This is a genomic window from Mycolicibacterium aromaticivorans JS19b1 = JCM 16368 (assembly GCF_000559085.1).
Classification (GTDB): Bacteria; Actinomycetota; Actinomycetes; order Mycobacteriales; family Mycobacteriaceae; genus Mycobacterium; species Mycobacterium aromaticivorans.
On record NZ_JALN02000001.1, the window covers coordinates 4,246,695 to 4,264,883 of the forward strand.

The window sequence follows — 18,189 nt, forward strand, 5'->3', positions numbered from 1 at the left end:
CGCTACTTCCCGCGGTTCATCACGCGGTCGGCAGCGTCCCAATGCTCGTCGGACACCCACAGTTCGGCGAAGGCGTCGATGGCTTCGGCCGGTGTCACCCCGCCGATCACCTTCTTGATGCGGCCGGCCGGCCGGTTTGCCAACGACGTTGCCAGCGTGCGCAATTCGTCGTCGAACGAGTCTCGCGCCACGACGCGATCGATCAGCCCCCACCGTTCGGCCTCGCCGGCGGTGAGGAGCGTGCCGGAGCCGGCGAGCAGCAGGGCTTTGCTTTTGCCGACGAGTGCCGCCAACCGTTCGGCGCCGCCCCAGGCCGGCATGATTGCCAACGTCACCTGGTTGAAGCCGATCTTGATGTCGTCCGCGGCGATCCGGATGTCGGCGGCGACGGCGACTTCGGCCCCGCCGCCGAGCGCGTGCCCGTTGAGTGCGGCGATGACGGGGGCGGGGAAACCGGCAATGCGGTCGCAGATCGCGCGCATGCGGGCAGCCATCGCGGCGGCCTCCTCGGTGGTGCGCAGTGCGCTCAGTTCCTTGAGGTCGCCGCCGGACACGAATGCCCGGTCGCCGCCGCCGCGGATGACCAAGGCCTGCGCCCCGGCCGCCGCGTCGAGCGCCTCTTCGAGTTCACCCATGGTCGACAGGGCGATCGCGTTACGGGCATGCGGACGGTCGATGGTGAGGACCGCAAGGCCGTCGCTCGTCTCCAGATCGACCATGTTCACGTTCTCCAATTTCGGTATTGGCATTCTCAGTGACGGAGAATAGCATCGCCAAGCGGAGGTGCTGTAGTTGAGGAATATCCCGGTTGAGCTGAGCAAACGCTACATCGACGAGGGCTGGTGGACCCCGGATACTCTCGGTGAGCTGCTGGCCAGGGGACTGGCGGCCAACCCTGACACCGGGTTCTGGGTGCACTCCGCGGTGCGGCCGTTCAGCGGGACCTTCCACGACGTGGAGGTCCTGGCACGCCGGCTGGCGGCGGGGTTGCGGGCCCGCGGGGTGGGCCCGGGCGACGTGATCGCGTTCCAGCTGCCCAACTGGGTCGAGGCCGCGGTGACGTATTGGGCGAGCTCGTTCCTCGGTGCTGTCGTCGTGCCGATCGTGCACTTCTACGGTCGCAAGGAATTGACCCACATCATCGGTACGGCACGGCCGAAGGTGTTCATCACCACCGAGCACTTCGGACACATGACGTTCCAGCCGGACCTGTGCGCCGACGTGCCCATCGTTGGGCTGGTGGGGGACAACTTCGAAGACCTGCTGGCCGACGAGCCGATGGACGGCGAGTTGCACACCGATCCAGCCGGCCCGGCGCTGATCGCGTTCACCTCCGGAACTACCCGAGACCCGAAGGGCGTGATCCACAGCCATCAAACGCTGGGGTTCGAGACCCGCCAGCTGCTGGAGAACTACGCGCCCGACCGCGGCAGGCAGATCACCGCGACGCCCGTCGGTCACTTCATCGGCATGGTCGGGGCTTTCCTGATCCCGGTGCTCGAAGGCGCTCCTATCGACCTGACCGACGTCTGGGATCCCGGCCGGGTGCTGGAACTGATGGAGTCCGAAGGCATGTCGATCGGCGGTGGCCCACCGTACTTCGTCACCAGCCTGCTCGATCACCCCGAGTTCACCGACGCACACATGAGCCGGATCAAGCATGTCGGCCTCGGCGGCTCGACGGTGCCGATCGCGGTGACCCGTCGGCTCGCCGATCTGGGTGTGCACGTCTTCCGCTCGTACGGCAGCACCGAGCATCCGTCGATCACCGGGTCACGGCCGAGCGCGCCGGAGGACAAGCGGCTGTTCACCGATGGCGACGCGCGTCCCGGGGTGGAGGTTCGTCTGACCGACGAGGGCGAGATTCTCTCCCGAGGGCCGGATCTGTGCCTGGGCTACACCGATGACACGCTGACCGCCAAGGCTTTTGACGCTGACGGTTGGTACCACACCGGAGACATCGGCGTGCTTGACGAGGACGGCTACCTGACGATCACCGACCGCAAGGCCGACGTGATCATCCGCGGTGGCGAGAACATCAGCGCCCTCGAAGTCGAGGAGCTGCTGCTGAGTATGCCCGCCGTCGCCGAGGCGGTGGTGGTCTCCGCGCCGGATGCCCGTCTCGGTGAGCACACCGCCGCCGTGCTGCGCGTCAGGGAAGGCCACCAGATGCCGACGATGCAGGAGGTTCGCGCACACTTCGAGAGCTGCGGAGCCGCACGACAGAAGTGGCCCGAGGAATTGCACGAGGTGGCCGACTACCCCCGCACCGCCAGCGGCAAGGTGCAGAAGTATCTGGTGCGCAAGCACATTGCCGAAGCCCAGTAAGCGTTGACATCGCACTGGGAGCGAGCTTTTCGCCGAAGGCCCGCTCTCAGTGCGCTCTCAACGCCACGCCTCGTGGACTCGTCGCAGGATGTCGTACTTCCGGTGACCTGCCAGCACTCTGACGCGCCGCCAGCCGACCTGTGTGATGTACTCCGATCGGATCACGTCGCCGCCGTAGGTCTCGCGATCGAGGCGGTGTTGCTCGCCGTCGTATTCGACCGCGACCATGACATCGGGCCAGCCCATGTCGAGAAAGTAGTGCGAATACCCGTCGGCCCGGAGCACTGGAATCTGAGTCTTTGGGCGCGGAAATCCCGCGTCCATCAGCAGCAGTCGCAGCCAGGTTTCACGCGGCGACTGCGCGCCGGCGTCGACAAGGTCCAGCAGCTCAGGCACGCGACGCAGACCTTTGACGTGGGGATGACTATCGGCCACCGCGAGAACATCACCGACTCGGAAGTCGGTGGCCGCGGCCAGCGCGTCGAGCCGCTGGACAGCCTTGGCCGTGGGCCCGTGTCGCGCGAGGTCGAACGCGGTCCGCTCGATGCTGGTGACGGCCACACCGTGCCGCGACGTGATTTCCGCGTCGAACAACGTGTCTCGGCTGATCTGAACACCCGCCGGAGACTTGCGACCGGGCCAATTCACTTCGATGACGGCGTTGTCGTCCACCCACTTTGCGCCATGCAGTGCTGACGCGGCCGCACCCGAGATGACACCTTGGCGTCCGGACCACAACCACGTGGCCATGGTCCTGTCGCGGAGCGAAGGCGCACGCTTCGCGGTGTAGACGTCAGGCAGCACGCGTTGGTAGTGCGCCCGCAGGTCGTACTTCGTAACCCTGCCCGCCGCCAATGCCTCGCTGCCGATGAACACCTGCGCCATGGGTTGCACGGTGTCAAAGGGCGCACATGGACGTGTTCACCCATCCACAGGGCGTTGAGAGCGCACTCAGAGCGGAGATTTCGCGAAATCTTCGTCGTCGATGCGCTGTCAACGCGAAGGCGCGCCCGCTGCCGCCAGACCCGCGCGGTAGCCGAACACCATTGCCGGCCCCAGTGTTCCGCCGGCCCCACCGTAGGCGCGGCCCGTCACGCCGGCCATCGCGTTGCCCGCGGCGAACAGCCCGGGGATCGGCATGCCGTTGACGTGCAGCACTCGGCCGTCGCGGTCGGTGCGCGGGCCACCCTTGGTGCCCATGGCGCCGATGCCCACCGGCACGGCGTAGTACGGCGGGGTGTCCAGCGGGCCGAGGGTCTGCAACGCCGGGGTGGACGCCGAGTTGTCACCCCAGTACCCGTCGTATGCACTTGCGCCACGGCCGAATTCGGGGTCCACCTCGTCAGCGACGGCGGCGTTCCATGCGGCCAGGGTGGCGCCCAGCCCGTCGGCGTCGATGCCGGTCTTCTCCTCCAGTTCGGCCAGCGTCGCGGCCTTGTTGAACCAGTCGGGCGCCTCACCTCCGGGCTCGACACCCAGGAAGCCGTAGCGCTTCAGGTGCTGATCATCGAAGACGATCCACGCCGGATCGTTGACGTACCCCAGGCGCGGGTCGAGCTGATGGAACGGTCCGGACATCGAGTTGTATTCGCCGGCCTCGTTGAGGAAACGCTTCCCGAACCGGTTGACGATGATGCTGCGCGGCCGGGTGCGCTCGAGGCGCACACTGCGACTGCGCGGCCTGCCGCCGAGCGTGTCGCCGGGGATCTGAATGACCGGCACCCACCAGGCCTCGCCCATGTTCGCCAGGTCGGCGCCGTGCGCCATGGCCATCCGCAAACCGTCGCCGGTGTTGTTCGGCGGTGACACCGGTCCGCGCAACGGCCCCCGCAGATAGGCCTCGACCAGCCTCTGATCCCATTCGAATCCGCCGGTGCCGAGGATTACCCCTTTGTCGGCACGGACTCGAATCTCACGATCGCCCAGGGCGATCCGTACTCCGGTGATCGCCGACGCGGAGCCGGTCAGCTCGAGCGCGCGGGCCTCGGTGACCGGGGTGACGCCGAGATCCAGCAGGCCCTTGAGTAGGCCCGCGATCAACGCGGTACCGGCGACGCAGTAGTCGCCGTCCATATCGTCGACGGCGGCGTGGATGCGTGCCCGGGTCTCGGCGTCGATGCCGACGTTGCTGAAGTCGATGGGGAACGACGTGATGCGCGACGCCCAATCGTCCAGGGTGGCAAGGTCAAATGGCTTGGCGTTCAACGACCGTCCGCCACCTGGCTGACCACCCGGCAGTTCGGGCTTGTAGTCGGGGAAGCCCTCGGCGACCTCGAACTGCAGCGCGCTGTTGCCTTCGACAAAGTCCAGCATCGCCGGGCCGGTGCGCACAAAGGTTTCGACCAGTTCACGATCCATGAAGCCCAGCGATTGGGCCTCAAGGTATTTCAGCGCATCGTCGACGTTCAGCTCACCACCGGCCGCCCGGTCATGCGCGGGAATCCAGACGATTCCGCCGGACACCGCGGTCGTGCCCCCGACGCTGGGCGCCTTCTCGAACACCGCGACCGATGCGCCACTGACCGCTGCGGTCAGTGCAGCGGTCAGGCCGGCCGCGCCGGTACCGAGCACCACGACGTCGACTTCACGGTCCCACGTAGGTGGGCCAGACTGGCCGGAGTCCCAGGTGGTGTCCGCCATCGCTTCACTCCTCTTGCCGCACACTGGTATTGGCGTGTGCATTTACCGAACGTGGGTGTTCGTTGTTGTCACGCTAATGACGGCGATCGCACAGTGTCAAGCGCTCCATCCGGCAAAACCCCAGTTCAGCGGGGTGCTTAACTCAGAACGACCGAAAGGCGCTGCGCCGCTGCGATCGCCGACTCCCGCCCGCGCAGCACCACGTCTTCGCGGTGTGAGATCAGGTTGATGCACGTGTGCGGCGAGCCGGCCGGCCGGTGCACCGGCACCGCGAGACCGTAGGTGTTGGGCTCGACCTCCCCGTAGGTGATGATCCAGCCCTGCTCGCGCGCGCGGGTGACCAGCGGGCGTTCGCCGGGCCGCGCCGGCATGCTGGCCAGCAGTGCGATACCGGCCGCGCCGCGGTCGAGGGGATAGCGGCTGCCCTCGTGGAAGGACAGCTGATAGGACACCCGGGTCGGCACGATCACAGCGATCGCGACCTGCTGATCACCCTCGGCCACCAGTAACGACACCGTGGTGTCGAGCTCGTCGGCGAGGTCGCGCAGCGTCGGCATCGACAGCTCGCGGATGTTGTTGTCGAACGACGCGCCCAGGGCGGCGAGCCCGGCCGCGGCGCGGAATCGCCCGTCTTCGGCTTTGGCCACCATCCGGTACGACGCCAACGTGCTCAGCAGCCGGTAGGCGATGGTCCGGTGCACCCCGATGTGGTCGGCGACCTGCTGAATGGTCAGCCCGCCCTTGGCGGCCGCGACCAGCTGCAACGCGTGCAGTCCGCGGGCCAGGGTTTGCGACCCGGGCGCAGCGCTGATCGGGCTCTCGGTGGGTGTCTGCGTCATGTCGTCCCCGTGCGTGAGGTGCGAAAGCGGGCTCGAGTCACCCCGAAGTGCCTTGACAGACGGCACTCCGAGAGTGATGCTCTTAAACTATCGCACACCGTAGTTCAATAATTACACATACCGCTTACAAAAAGCGAGAATCCCATTATCACCGAGGATAGGGGCAGCTGGGTGCCGGAGTTCGAGAGCGTCTGGAGTGATCTGCAGGGCGTTGCGTTCTCGCAGGGTTATCTGGATGCAGGCGGAGTGCGCACCCGCTATCTGCATGCCGGCGATCCGGGTAAGCCGACCCTGGTGTTGCTCCATGGCTCGGGCGGCCACGCCGAGGCGTACGTCCGTAACATCGAGGCGCACGCCGAGCACTTCTCGACCTGGTCGATCGACATGCTGGGGCACGGCTACACCGACAAGCCCGGGCATCTGTTGGAGATCCCGCACTACGTCGATCACCTTGCCGCCGTCCTCGACACCATCGGCGCGCAGCGGGCGCACATCTCCGGTGAATCGCTGGGCGGCTGGGTTGCGTCGCGCTTCGCCGTCGACCATCCCGACCGGCTCGAGCGGTTGGTGCTCAACACCGCGGGCGGTTCGCAGGCCGACCCCGAGGTGATGAAGCGGATTGTCACGCTGTCGATGGCCGCCGCGGAGAACCCTAGCTGGGAAACCGTGCAGGCCAGGATCAAGTGGCTGATGGCGGACAAGTCCAAGGACTACGACGACATCGTCGCCAGCCGCCAGCGGGTGTACCGGCAGCCCGGGTTTGTCAACGCGATGCGCGACATCATGGCGTTGCAGGATCCGGATATCCGGCAGCGAAACCTGATGAGCCCCAGCGACTACGGCGCTATCACCGCGCCGACGCTGGTGCTGTGGACCAGTGACGACCCGACCGCCGACACGACGGAGGGCCGCCGGATCTCGGAGATGATCCCGGGTGCGCGCTTCGAGGTCATGCAAGGCTGCGGGCACTGGCCGCAATACGAGGACCCCAAGACGTTCAACCGCCTGCACATCGACTTCCTGATGGGCCGGTGAGTATGGAGTTCGACGTCGTCGTGGTGGGAGCCGGGCCAGTTGGACTGACGCTGGCCAATATCCTTGGCCTGCAGGGGGTCCGGACACTGGTCGTCGACGAGCGGGACGCGCTCATCGACTATCCGCGCGGAGTGGGCCTCGACGATGAAGCCCTGCGCACCTTTCAGGCGATCGGCCTGGTGGACGCCGTCCTGCCGCATACCGTGCCCAACCAGATCTTGCGGTTTTACGACGGCAAGCGGAGATTGCTCGCCGAGATGGCACCGCCCGACGCGCGGTTCGGCTGGCCCAAGCGCAACGGCTTCGTGCAGCCGCTGGTCGACGCCGAGTTGTACAAGGGGCTCAGCCGGTTCGACAATGTGGAAGTGGCGTGGGGTCATCCCATGACCTCGATCACCGAGACCGCCGATGGAGTCGTCGTCGAGTTGTCTCCGGCCGATTCCCAGCCCCGAAAGGTCAGCGCCCGCTACGTCGTCGGCTGCGACGGCGGCCGTAGCGCCACCCGTCGCCTGATGGGGGTGTCCTTCGACGGCACGACGTCCTCGACCCGCTGGCTGGTGGTGGACATCGCCAACGACCCACTCGGACATCCCAACAGCGAGGTCGGCGCCGACCCGGTCCGGCCCTACGTCTCGATCGCCATCGCCCACGGCATCCGGCGCTTCGAGTTCCTGATCCACGGCCACGAGACCGACGAGCAGGCCGAGGATCCCGCGTTCGTGGCGCAGATGCTCTCCCGGCTGGTGCCTTACCCGGACAGGTGCGACATCATCCGACGCCGCCTGTACACCCACCACTCGCGAATCGCGAGCTCATTCCGCAAGGGCCGCATTCTGATCGCCGGGGATGCCGCCCACCTCATGCCGGTGTGGCAGGGGCAGGGCTACAACAGTGGCATCCGTGATGCCGCCAACCTCGGCTGGAAGCTGGCGGCCGTGGTCAAGGGACGGGCCCGCGATGCGCTGCTGGACAGCTACGACGTCGAGCGCCGCAAGCACGCCCGCGCAATGATCGACCTTTCGACCACAGTGGGAAAGGTCATCTCACCGACCAACTCGCGTGTCGCCGCCGCCCGAGATGTGGTCGTTCGGGCCGCATCGCTGGTCCCGACGTTGAAGCGCTATGTACTGGAGATGCGGTTCAAGCCGATGCCGCGCTACGACCACGGTGCGGTGGTGCACAGCGAGCCACGGTCACCGTCGTCCGCGGTGGGCACCCTGTTCATCCAGCCACGGGTGGACACCCGGGACAACCAGAACGTCCTGCTCGACGACGTCATAGGCCCGTGGTTCGCGTTCGTGTGCTGGAGTAACAATCCCCGGCAACTGTTGGGGGAGAAAGACTTCGCCGCATGGAAATCGCTGGGTGCGGTCTTCGTTGCGCTGCGCCCGATCACCCAGTTGCACTGGACCGGACACGACGACCCCGACGTCATCGTTGTCGGGGACCGCACCGGCGCGCTCAAGGCGTGGTTCGACACGCACGAAGAGTCGGTGATGTTCCTGCGGCCGGACCGCTGCATCGCCGGCGCCTGCATCGCCCAACGCACACCGGAATTGAGCACGGCCCTGCTCGACACACTCACCTTGACCCCGGGAGGAGGCACCGATGCCACTGGCGCTCTGCTGTATGTCACACAGCCCGCTGCTGAATCTTCCCGGCCCGTCGGCGGAACTGCTTGACGACATCACCACCCGGCTGGCCGAAACACGGCAATTCGTCGCGGAATTCGACCCCGAGCTCGTGGTGATCTTCTCGCCGGACCACTACAACGGTTTCTTCTACCGGCTGATGCCGCCGTTCTGCATCGGCACGGCCGCCGCCGGCGTCGGCGATTACGGCACGTATGCCGGACCGCTGAACGTGCCGGCCGCGCTCGCCAATGAGATGGCGGCCGCGGTGTGGGACGCCGGCGTCGACGTATCCCTGTCGTCGGCAATGGACGTCGACCACGGGACGGTTCAGCCGCTCGAGGTGTTGTTCGGGGATGCCGCAACGAGGCCGGTGATTCCGGTGTTCATCAACTCGGTCGCCACCCCGTTGGGCCCGCTCAAGCGCACCCGCGCGCTGGGTGCCGCCATCGGTGAATACCTGGGCACCCTGGATAAACGGGTACTGGTCGTCGGATCCGGTGGGCTGTCGCATGATCCACCGGTGCCCACCCTGGCGACCGCGCCACCGGCCGCCCTGGAGCGCATCGTCGGCGGGGCGCCGATGTCACCGGAGGGGCGAGCTGCACGGCAGGACGCCGTGATCGCCGCGGCACACGAATTCGCCCACGGGGACAGCCCGTTGCAGCCGTTGAACCCGGACTGGGACCGTGCCCTGCTCGATCTTATCGACACCAACCGGCTGGCCGAGGTCGACGGTTGGACCAACGACTGGATCGCCCGTGAAGCCGGCAACTCCGCACACGAGATCCGAACCTGGGTGGCGGCATTCGCCGCGCTGGCATCCCAGGGTGATTATCAGACGCAGCAGCGCTACTATCGCGCTGCTCCAGAGTTGATCGCGGGATTCGCGATCCGGACGGCGGTACCCGCATGAGCGACGCTTGCGGAGCGAATCAACAGCAGATGAGCGACAACCACTTCGATCATTCGGTCGACGTTCTCGTCATCGGTTCCGGCGCCGGCGGGATGACCGCGGCGCTACGCGCTGATGCGTTGGGGCTCGACACCCTGATCGTGGAGAAGTCGCCCAAATTCGGCGGATCCTCGGCACTGTCCGGCGGCGGCATCTGGGTACCCGGGGCACCGTCGCAGCGCAAAGCCGGCTACTACCCGGATCCCGACGAAGTGTTCACCTATCTCAAGACCATCACCGGCGGTCTGGTCAGTGACGAACGGCTGCGCGCCTACGTCGACAATGCCCCCGACATGATGGAGTTCCTCGAAAACTCCAGTGACTGGGTTGAATTCGTCTGGAAGCCGGGGTACGCCGACTACTACCCCGAACTGCCGGGTGGATCCGAGCGGGGCAGCACCATCAACGTGCCCGAGATCGACCTGCGCAAGCTCGGCGACGAGGAGTCGAACCTTCTCGCGCCACTGGCGTTGGCTCCCAAGGGAATCTGGTTCGCTCCCAAGGACCTGCGGCTGTTCTACCAGGTCCGGCAGAACTGGCGCGGCAAGGCCGTGCTGCTCAAGCTGATCTGGCGGATGTTCCGGGCCCGGGTATTCGGAGATCGGATGGCGGCCATCGGGCAATCCCTGATGGCGAGGATGCGTCTTGCGCTCAAAGAGAAGGACATCCCGCTGTGGCTGTCGGCGCCGATGACCGAGCTGATCACCGACCTCGACGGAAACGTCGTGGGGGCCGTGGTGGAGCGGGCAGGCAAGCCCGTGCGCATCGCGGCGCGGCGCGGCGTGGTGGTGGCCTCGGGCGGATTCGATCACGACATGGACTGGCGCCGTGAACATCTCCCGGTGCTGGAAAAGGACTGGAGCTTCGGCAATCCCGTGGCCACCGGTGACGGTATCCGGGCGGGGGAGAAGGTGGGGGCCGCTACCGATCTGCTCGACGAGGCGTGGTGGTTCCCGGCCATGTGCTGGCCGGACGGCCGCCTGCAGTTCATGCTGAACGAGCGCATGATGCCGGCGCAGTTCGTGGTCAACGGCGCCGGGAAGCGGTTCATCAACGAGGCCGCGCCGTATATGGATTTTGCGCACGCGATGATCGAGGGTCAGCGCAGCGGCGTGCAACACATCCCGTGCTGGCTCATTACCGACATCGCGTCGTTCCACCGGTACGTGGTCGGCGGTCACCTGCCGATTCCGAAGGTTCCGTTCGCGCCGGTACCCACCGGCCGCAAGATCCCGCAGGCGTGGTTGGACTCCGGAATCGTCAAGACCGCTGATACATTCGGCGAGCTGGCGACCAAGATCGGAGTGCCCGCGCATACATTGCAGCGCACCGCAGACCGGTTCAACGAGCTCGCGCGCAGGGGCCACGACGACGATTTCAATCGCGGCGACAGCGCATACGACAACTATTACGGCGATCCCACGCTGGCCAACCCCAACCTGGCCCCGCTGGGCAAGGCGCCGTATCTCGCGTTCCAGATCATCCTCGGCGACCTCGGCACCTCGGGCGGCCTGCTCACCGACGAGCACGCCAGGGTGCTGCGCGAGGACGGCAGCGCCATCGGTGGTCTCTACGCGACCGGAAACGCCTCGGCCGCCGTGATGGGCCGCAGCTACGCCGGCGCCGGAGCCACCATCGGACCCGCTATGACGTTCGGATACGTCGCAGCAGAACACATCTCCCACAATTCCAATCGAGAGGTAACCGCATGAAGATCTCGCTGTTCTACGAGTTTCCGCTACCGCGGCCGTGGTCCGAGGACGACGAGCACCAGTTGTTCCAGCATGGCCTCGACGAGGTGGAGCTCGCAGACAAGGCCGGCTTCTCCACCGTGTGGCTCACCGAGCACCACTTCCTGGAGGAGTACTGCCACTCCACCGCCCCGGAGATGTTCCTGGCGGCAGCCAGCCAGCGCACCAAGAACATTCGGCTCGGCTTCGGCGTCATGCACCTGCCGCCGCCGATCAACCATCCGGCACGCATCGCCGAGCGGGTCGCGACCTTGGACCACTTGTCGAACGGTCGTGTCGAATTCGGCACCGGCGAGGGCTCGTCGGTCGCCGAGCTGGGTGGCTTCGATATCGACCCCGCCGACAAGCGCACCATGTGGGAAGAAGCGCTCGAGGTCTCGATCCGCTGTATGACCGAGGCGCCGTTCACCGGTTTCAAGGGTGAGCACGTCCAGATGCCGGCCCGCAACGTCGTCCCGAAGCCGCTGCAGAGCCCGCACCCGCCGGTATGGGTGGCCTGCACCCGTCCGTCGTCGGTCCAGATGGCCGCCCAGAAGGCCATCGGCGCACTGAGTTTCGCCTACACCGGCCCGGAGGCGCTCAAGGAGCGGGTGGACGGCTACTACAAGGAGTTCGAGGAGCAGGGCACGCCCGTCACCCCGGCGATCAATCCGAACCTGCTCGCGATCGGCGGCGACCTGTCGATGATGGTGGCCAAGACCGACGAGGAGGCGCTCAAGCGGATCGGGATCGGCGGCGGCTTCTTCTCGTTCGGCATCATGCACTACTACATCAACGGCATGCACACGCCCGGCCGCACCGGGGTGTGGGAGCTGTACCAGAACGCGGTGAAGGATGACCCGACGCTGGCGTACGGCCCGGGCCGCGGGGCAATCGGTTCCCCCGATACGGTGCGCGAGTTCTTGCGAGGCTACGAGGCCAGCGGCGTCGACGAGATCATCCTGCTGCTCAACCCGCGCAGCCACGAGGGCACGATGGAGTCCATCGAGATCATGGGCAAGGAGATCTTGCCCGAGTTCATCGAACGCGACGAGAAGGCGGTCAAGGACAAGGCCGAGCGCCTGGCGCCGGTGATCGACAAGGTCGAGGCCCGCCGCCAGCCGTCGGAGGCTCCGCTGTTCGACGAGACCTACGCCTTCGGCGGGCTGCCGACCGGCCGGGGCGGAAAGTTCACCGCAGGTGAGATTCCCGAGGCGATGGCTGAGATCAACGAAGGCCGCGTCAAGGCCGCACAGTTGGAGAAGGAGAAGCGAGGGGCCCAGTAGGCCGCGAAACATATGGCCCACATCGATGATCTGCTGCGGTACGACGGCCGCCGGGCGGTCGTCACCGGCTGCGCGTCAGGAATCGGCGCGCAGCTGTGCGATCAGCTCACTGACCTGGGCGCCGAGGTGGTCGGCCTCGATGTGCGCCGTCCGGCGAGCGGGGTCAACGAGTTCGTCGAGATCGATCTGGCCGACGCAGGCTCGATCGACAGGGCGGTGGACGCGGTCGGCGGCCCCGTGGACGCCCTGTTCAACGTGGCCGGGGTGTCATCGGGGATCGGTAACCCCGTGCTGGTCGTGACGATCAACTTCCTGGGGACCCGCCACCTCACCGAGGCGCTGCTTCCGCAGCTGGCAGCCGGCGCGTCAATCGTTTGCGTGTCGTCGCTGGCCGCCGCGAACTACCGTGAGAATCTGCCGCAGGCGGCCGGCCTGTTGGAGACGGGGTCGATGGCAGCAGGTATCGAGTGGTGCCACGACAATCCCGACGCGCTGGCCGACGGCGGTTACCGGCTGTCCAAGGAGGCGATCATCGGCTACGCGATCACCAATGCCGTGGCGCTGGGCGCCAAGGGCATCCGGATCAATTGCAGCGGACCGGGTGTCACCGAGACCCCGATCCTCGATCAGCTGCGGTCGGCTTACGGGCAGGAACGGCTCGACGACATCCCCAAGCCCCTGGGCCGGGTGTCGAACCCGACCGAGCAGGCGGCGGTGCTGGCGTTCCTGGGCAGCCGGGCGGCCGGCTACATCACCGGTCAGGTCATCTGGGCCGACGGCGGCAACATCGCGGCCCGCCAGGCCGCCGACTACGAGAGGGGATGACCGGCGTGGACAGTATGAGCGATTTCCGTCGGGTTGCCGATGACGTCCGTAACTGGGGACGGTGGGGCGACGACGACGAGCTCGGCACCCTGAACTTCATCACTCCGGAGAAGATCGCGCAGGCGGCCGCAGCCGTCAAGCACGGCAGGGTATTTCCGCTCGGCGTCGACTTCGGGTCGTCCGGCCCGCAGGGGGCGTTCCAGTACCGGCAGAACCCCACTCATGTGATGACGATCGACGGCGGCGACGCCAATACATTGCTGGAGTACGGGCCCTCGTGGCTGCGAAATCCGGCGGCTGTCCAGTTGAGCGGGTATTCCACGGCTGGGCCGATGCGATTCAACGACGACATGATCATCATGCCGCTGCAGGCTGCCACGCAGTGGGATGCGCTGTCGCACGTGTACTACGAGGACAAGCTGTACAACGGCTTTCCCGCGGATTCGGTGACCAGTCTCGGCGCGTACTACCTGGGCATCGACAAGGTCGCCGGCTTGGGCATCACCTCCCGCGGTGTGCTGCTGGACATCGTCACGCTGCGCGGGGTTCCCACGTTCTGTGAGCTCGGCGAGCCGATCACGCCGGCCGAACTCGACGAGGCGGCCCGCAGGCAGGGCGTCACGATCGAACCAGGCGATATCGTGCTGATCCGAACAGGTTGGTGGGCGCGCTTTTTGGAGACCGGTGACGGGCAGGAACCCGGGGCGGGACTGGACTGGACGTGCGCGTCGTGGATGGCCGATCATCAGGTCGCCGCGGTGGCGGCCGACAACCTGATGGTGGAGAACCCGGCGTCCGGTGTCGACGGCGCCATCCTGCCGATGCACATGTTGTGCCTGCGGGATATGGGCTTGATGCTGGGCGAGTACTGGAATCTCACCGAACTGGCCGCCGATTGCGCGGCCGACGGACGCTACGAATTCCAGCTCGTCGCGCCGCCGCTGAGCGTCACCGGCGCTGTCGGATCACCCGTCAACCCGATCGCGATCAAGTGAGCATTCAGCATCGGACCCTCGCCGTCGACGGGCTGGTCACCCACTTCCTCGAGGCGGGGGAGGGCGAGCCGGTCATACTCCTGCACGGCGGCGAGTTCGGGGTGAGCGCCGAAATCGCCTGGGAAAGACTGATTCCCGAGCTCTCCCGGCGCTACCGGGTGTTGGCCCCGGACATGCTGGGTTTCGGTGAGTCGGCGAAGGTCGTCGACTTCACCGATGGCCGGGGTATGCGAATCCGGCACATCGCCCGGTTCTGCGCTCTGCTGGGCATCGACTCGGCGCACTTCGTCGGCAACTCGATGGGTGCCATCAACCTGTTGGTGGACATGACCTCGGCGTCGCCGGTGCTGCCGGTGCGCACCGCGGTCACGATCTGCGGCGGCGGTGAGATCCAGAAGAACCGGCACACCACGGCGTTGTATGAATACGACGCGACATTCGAGGCCATGCGGACGATCGTGGAGGCGTTGTTCTTCGACGCGTCGTACCCCGTCGACGAGGATTATGTGCGACGACGCTACGAGTCGAGCGTGGTCCCCGGAGCCTGGGAGTCGCTGGCGGCAGCCAGATTTCGGCGACCGGGAGTGGAGGCGCCGGCCACGCCGTCCAGTAAACGCGCCTACGAGCGCATCGCGGTGCCGGTACTGGTCGTGGAAGGGGCCGGCGACAAGTTGTTGCCCTCAGGGTGGGCCGCCGAGATCGCCGGGCAGATCACTGCGGGCCGTTCGGCGGTGATCGATGATGCCGGGCACTGCCCGCAGATCGAGCAGCCCGAGGCACTCGCCGAATTGCTGCTCGGGTTCTTCGCCGAGGTGTAGTCGCCGAAATCGACGTTGCGCAGCGTTCTACTCGCACCTCTCCGGCGAAACGTCGGTTTGGGCGAGGAAGAGGAAAGGGTCAGGGCCTGACCCGCTCCACACCCACAAACGCCGAACTCAATGCCGGCGTCTGCGACAGCGGATCGACGGGGGAGCCGTCGACGAGCAGGTTGCGGTTGACGCCGAATGACATCGGCTCGGCACCGCCGCGCGGGTCGAACACCCGCGAGCCCCAGCCGTGGTCAACGATCACGACGCCGGGTCGGGGCTTATCGCTGAGCACGGCGGTGAGTTCGATCGAACCGATGTCGGAGAACACCCTGACCCGGTCCCCGTCCGCGACGCCCAGCGCGGCCGCATCGTCCGGGTTGATCACCGCGTGGTTGTCCTTGCCCGACGGGTGCAGGCCGTCAATGTCGTTGAGCCACGAGTTCATCGAGTGCCGGCGCCGGCTGTTCGCCAGCTGGAACGGACGCTCGGCCGGTGCCACCGGATGTGGTTCGGCGAGCAATTCGTGGGTGCGTGCCACGAACTCTGCGGGCGCAACGCGAATCTTCTTGTCCTCGGTGCGCAACGCCTTTCGCAGGTGGCCGAATTCGCGCTTGCCGAACACCCAGCCGTGCGGATGCGCCATAACAGCGCGCCAGCTGATCCCGCGACTCGATGCGATGATCATCCGGTCGATCCAGTGCGGTCCGAATGCCAGTGACGGCCTGCGGGTCACCCTCGCCAGCGCCCGCGTCGCTTTCACGAACCCGTTCACACCCCGGATCCCGAGAAAGGGCCGTTTCATCGCCAGCGTGAGATCCAGGAAGAGCCGCCACTCCTCGCGAGCGTCATCTGGTGGGTCGACGGCCCGCCGCCCGTAGTGGACGTAGGGCTCGTCGTGCAGGCCGCTGGTGAGGGCCAGCAGATCGTCCCGCTCCAGCCAGTGCGCCGCCGGCAGCAGCCAGTGCGCGTGCCGGTGGCTTTCGCGCTGCAGAAAGTCGATCACGACCAACAAATCAAGCTGCTCCAGCGCGGCATCCAGGCGCGCGCCGTCCGGTCCGGAGATGACGGGGTTGCCCGCATTGATCACCATCGCGCGGATCTGCCCCGCCCCGGAAGTGGTGATTTCGCCGGGCAATTCGTCGAGTCCGTGATGACCGGCCACCATGGGCCGGCCCTGCACCCGGCTGAGGTGGTCCACCGGCTTGGCGAACGCCGCCAACTTCAGTGCGTCGACGTACCCACGCTCGAAGCGCCGCCCACCGGGCCGGTCCATCCGCCCGGTGATGACGTTGAGGACATGCCCCAGCCACTCGCCGATGGTCCCGGACACATGGAGTGACACCCCGGTGCGGGTGATCGCCATGGCGCCCGGCGCGGCGGCGAAATCTCGTGCCAACGTCTCGATCTCGGCGCGGGGGATACCGCAGCGCGTAGCCAGGTCGTCGAGGTCGGCGTCGGCGGCCAGCGCGCGCAGTGCGGCCATCCCCATGGCGAGGTCGCGGCAGTCGTCACGGTGCTCGAGGCCATCGTCGAGGATCACCTTCACCATGGCGAGTAGCAGCGCCCAGTCCTGGCCGGGGCGGACAGCCAGATGAGTGTCAGCCTTCTCAGCGCTCTCGGTGCGGACCGGGTCCACCACCACGATCCTGGCGCCCTGCCGCTGCCGTGCCAGCGCCCGTTTCCAGCCGCCCGGCACCGTCTCCACCCAATTCCAGGCGCTCACAGCGGGATTGGCGCCCACCAGTAGGAAGAAGTCGCAGTTGTCGATATCGGAGACGGGAACGAACAGTTGCGACCCATACATGGCCTGCGCCACGACGTGCAACGCGTTCTGATCGACCGAGCCGACGTAGTAGCGGTTCTGGCTGCCGATGGCGTCCAGCCAGCCGGTCATGAACAACAGGTTCGACGACGAGAAGCCGGACGGGTTGCCGGTGTAGGTGGCGACGGCATCCGGTCCGCCTGCGGAGATGATCGCCGACATCCGCACGGAGATGTCGGCGACCGCATCCTCCCACGTCGCCTCGACGTAACCGTCGCCCACCCGCCGCATCGGACGGGTGATGCGGCGCGGATGTTCGACCAACTGGGCGGCGGTGCGGCCCTTGGCGCAGAAGTCGGCCCAACTGTGCGGATTCTGTTTGTCCGCAGAGATTTTCACCACCCGACCCGCCTCGACGGTGACCTCGACACCGCACGAGGCAAGGCAGTACCGGCAGAACGTATGGACGGTCTGCGGCGGTGTGGGGGTTACTTCAAACAACTGCCGCCGTCGACGGGCAGTGTGACGCCGGTGATGTAGCGGGCTTCGTCGGAGGCCAGGAACAGCACCGCGTTGGCGATGTCCTCGGGCTCCACCCAGCCGATCGGCAGGGTGTGCATCAGCTGCCCGACCACCTTCATGTCCTCCGGGCCCGGGTTCTCCAGGTCGGGACGGAACAACTTCATCGTGCCCTCGTTCATGAACAGCGGGGTGTTGACGTTCGTCGGGTGTACCGAGTTGACCCGGATGTTCTGCGCTCCCAGCTCGACGGCGAACGTGCGCATCAGGCCGACCACGCCATGCTTGGCGGCGACATAGTGCCCGGTGTGCGGGTAGGCCTTGAGTCCGCCGACGGAGCTGGTCAGGATGATCGATCCACCGCGACCGCCTTCGAGGATGTGCGGCACACCGGCTTTCACCGTCTTCCAGACGCCGCCGAGGTTGATGTCGATCATCGCGGTCCAGTCGGTCTCGCTGGTCTTGTCCAGCGTCTGGCCGCCGTTGCCGATGCCGGCGTTCGCCACGATGATGTCGAGGCGGCCGAGGGCGTCTACCCCCGCGTCGACTGCGTTCTTGAGCGCGTCGTAGTCGCGGACGTCGACTTCGGCGGTGTAGATCTGCCGGTTGTGACCCTTGACCAGATCAGCGGTCTCGGCCAGGTCCTCCGGCGTCGACGCGGCGATCAGGTCGACGGTGTCGATCTTCTTGCAGATGTCGACCGCGATGATGTCGGCGCCTTCCGATGCCAGCCGCACGGCGTGCGCGCGGCCTTGCCCGCGAGCCGCGCCGGTGACGAACGCGACTTTGCCTTCTACCCGTCCTGCCATGGTTGTTCAGTCCTCTGTGTCGTAGT

General features: G+C 66.6%; 15 protein-coding genes. 9 read left to right on the forward strand and 6 right to left on the reverse strand.

Annotated elements, in window-relative coordinates; genetic code table 11:
* Nucleotides 1-2: 2 nt before the first annotated feature.
* Nucleotides 3-719: an enoyl-CoA hydratase/isomerase family protein gene (locus Y900_RS20315; RefSeq protein WP_036344167.1), complete on the reverse strand. Its 717-nt coding sequence runs from the start codon at nt 717-719 to the stop codon at nt 3-5.
* Nucleotides 720-792: 73 nt separating this feature from the next.
* Between Y900_RS20315 and Y900_RS20320 the strand changes: the two genes are divergently transcribed.
* Nucleotides 793-2,328 (forward strand): AMP-binding protein, encoded by a 1,536-nt coding sequence (locus Y900_RS20320; protein ID WP_036344168.1) that lies wholly within the window; start codon nt 793-795, stop codon nt 2,326-2,328.
* Nucleotides 2,329-2,385: 57 nt separating this feature from the next.
* Here the strand turns inward: Y900_RS20320 and Y900_RS20325 are convergent, their stop codons facing one another.
* From Y900_RS20325 to Y900_RS20335, 3 genes are all read right to left on the reverse strand, one after another.
* Complete coding sequence (locus tag Y900_RS20325) at nt 2,386-3,213, reverse strand: putative endonuclease domain-containing protein (protein WP_036344169.1); 828 nt, start codon at nt 3,211-3,213, stop codon at nt 2,386-2,388.
* Nucleotides 3,214-3,321: 108 nt separating this feature from the next.
* Nucleotides 3,322-4,968, reverse strand: coding sequence for an FAD-dependent oxidoreductase (locus Y900_RS20330; RefSeq protein WP_051660173.1), 1,647 nt, complete (start codon nt 4,966-4,968; stop codon nt 3,322-3,324).
* 137 nt (nt 4,969-5,105) lie between these two features.
* A complete protein-coding gene (locus Y900_RS20335) occupies nt 5,106-5,807 on the reverse strand; it encodes an IclR family transcriptional regulator (RefSeq protein WP_051660174.1) in 702 nt (233 codons plus the stop codon).
* Between the two features lie 171 nt (nt 5,808-5,978).
* On the opposite strand from Y900_RS20335, the gene Y900_RS20340 reads away from it, so the two are divergent.
* Genes Y900_RS20340 through Y900_RS20375 form a run of 8 tightly spaced genes read left to right on the forward strand, consistent with a single transcriptional unit; the run spans nt 5,979 to nt 15,082 of the window.
* The gene (locus Y900_RS20340; protein WP_036344172.1) at nt 5,979-6,842 is read left to right on the forward strand and encodes an alpha/beta fold hydrolase; all 864 of its coding nucleotides are present in this window, start codon (nt 5,979-5,981) and stop codon (nt 6,840-6,842) included.
* A gap of 2 nt (nt 6,843-6,844) precedes the next feature.
* Nucleotides 6,845-8,524, forward strand: a complete 1,680-nt coding sequence (locus Y900_RS20345) for a bifunctional 3-(3-hydroxy-phenyl)propionate/3-hydroxycinnamic acid hydroxylase (protein ID WP_036344174.1) — start codon at nt 6,845-6,847, stop codon at nt 8,522-8,524.
* The gene (locus tag Y900_RS20350; protein ID WP_081845346.1) at nt 8,451-9,389 is read left to right on the forward strand and encodes a 3-carboxyethylcatechol 2,3-dioxygenase; all 939 of its coding nucleotides are present in this window, start codon (nt 8,451-8,453) and stop codon (nt 9,387-9,389) included. The genes Y900_RS20345 and Y900_RS20350 overlap by 74 nt, the downstream gene beginning before the upstream one ends.
* A gap of 29 nt (nt 9,390-9,418) precedes the next feature.
* Entirely contained in the window at nt 9,419-11,140 is a 1,722-nt protein-coding gene (locus tag Y900_RS20355) for an FAD-binding protein (protein WP_036347346.1), read from the forward strand.
* Nucleotides 11,137-12,444 carry an LLM class flavin-dependent oxidoreductase gene (locus Y900_RS20360; RefSeq protein ID WP_036344175.1) on the forward strand — a complete coding sequence of 436 codons (1,308 nt, stop codon included), beginning with the start codon at nt 11,137-11,139 and terminating at the stop codon, nt 12,442-12,444. The genes Y900_RS20355 and Y900_RS20360 overlap by 4 nt, the downstream gene beginning before the upstream one ends.
* 12 nt (nt 12,445-12,456) lie before the next feature.
* Entirely contained in the window at nt 12,457-13,269 is an 813-nt protein-coding gene (locus tag Y900_RS20365; RefSeq protein ID WP_036344177.1) for a coniferyl-alcohol dehydrogenase, read from the forward strand.
* Between the two features lie 14 nt (nt 13,270-13,283).
* Nucleotides 13,284-14,264, forward strand: coding sequence for a cyclase family protein (locus tag Y900_RS20370; RefSeq protein ID WP_036347347.1), 981 nt, complete (start codon nt 13,284-13,286; stop codon nt 14,262-14,264).
* On the forward strand, nt 14,261-15,082 hold the full coding sequence (locus Y900_RS20375) for an alpha/beta fold hydrolase (RefSeq protein ID WP_036344178.1): 822 nt from the start codon (nt 14,261-14,263) through the stop codon (nt 15,080-15,082). Before Y900_RS20370 ends, Y900_RS20375 begins: the two co-directional genes overlap by 4 nt.
* Before the next feature lie 79 nt (nt 15,083-15,161).
* Here Y900_RS20375 and Y900_RS20380 read toward each other — a convergent pair whose 3' ends face one another.
* Nucleotides 15,162-17,336, reverse strand: a complete 2,175-nt coding sequence (locus tag Y900_RS20380; protein WP_036344179.1) for a molybdopterin-containing oxidoreductase family protein — start codon at nt 17,334-17,336, stop codon at nt 15,162-15,164.
* Complete coding sequence (locus Y900_RS20385; protein ID WP_036344180.1) at nt 17,324-18,163, reverse strand: mycofactocin-coupled SDR family oxidoreductase; 840 nt, start codon at nt 18,161-18,163, stop codon at nt 17,324-17,326. Before Y900_RS20385 ends, Y900_RS20380 begins: the two co-directional genes overlap by 13 nt.
* Nucleotides 18,164-18,189 lie beyond the last annotated feature (26 nt).

Bases quoted from the DNA above. Each gene is read 5' to 3' on its own strand.
- Y900_RS20315 (WP_036344167.1), bottom strand. From the start codon at position 719: ATGGTCGATCTGGAGACGAGCGACGGCCTTGCGGTCCTCACCATCGAC.
- Y900_RS20385 (WP_036344180.1), bottom strand. From the start codon at position 18,163: ATGGCAGGACGGGTAGAAGGCAAAGTCGCGTTCGTCACCGGCGCGGCT.
- Y900_RS20325 (WP_036344169.1), bottom strand. From the start codon at position 3,213: ATGGCGCAGGTGTTCATCGGCAGCGAGGCATTGGCGGCGGGCAGGGTT.
- Y900_RS20330 (WP_051660173.1), bottom strand. From the start codon at position 4,968: ATGGCGGACACCACCTGGGACTCCGGCCAGTCTGGCCCACCTACGTGG.
- Y900_RS20350 (WP_081845346.1), top strand. From the start codon at position 8,451: ATGCCACTGGCGCTCTGCTGTATGTCACACAGCCCGCTGCTGAATCTT.
- Y900_RS20345 (WP_036344174.1), top strand. From the start codon at position 6,845: ATGGAGTTCGACGTCGTCGTGGTGGGAGCCGGGCCAGTTGGACTGACG.
- Y900_RS20365 (WP_036344177.1), top strand. From the start codon at position 12,457: ATGGCCCACATCGATGATCTGCTGCGGTACGACGGCCGCCGGGCGGTC.
- Y900_RS20355 (WP_036347346.1), top strand. From the start codon at position 9,419: ATGAGCGACAACCACTTCGATCATTCGGTCGACGTTCTCGTCATCGGT.
- Y900_RS20360 (WP_036344175.1), top strand. From the start codon at position 11,137: ATGAAGATCTCGCTGTTCTACGAGTTTCCGCTACCGCGGCCGTGGTCC.
- Y900_RS20335 (WP_051660174.1), bottom strand. From the start codon at position 5,807: ATGACGCAGACACCCACCGAGAGCCCGATCAGCGCTGCGCCCGGGTCG.
- Y900_RS20370 (WP_036347347.1), top strand. From the start codon at position 13,284: ATGAGCGATTTCCGTCGGGTTGCCGATGACGTCCGTAACTGGGGACGG.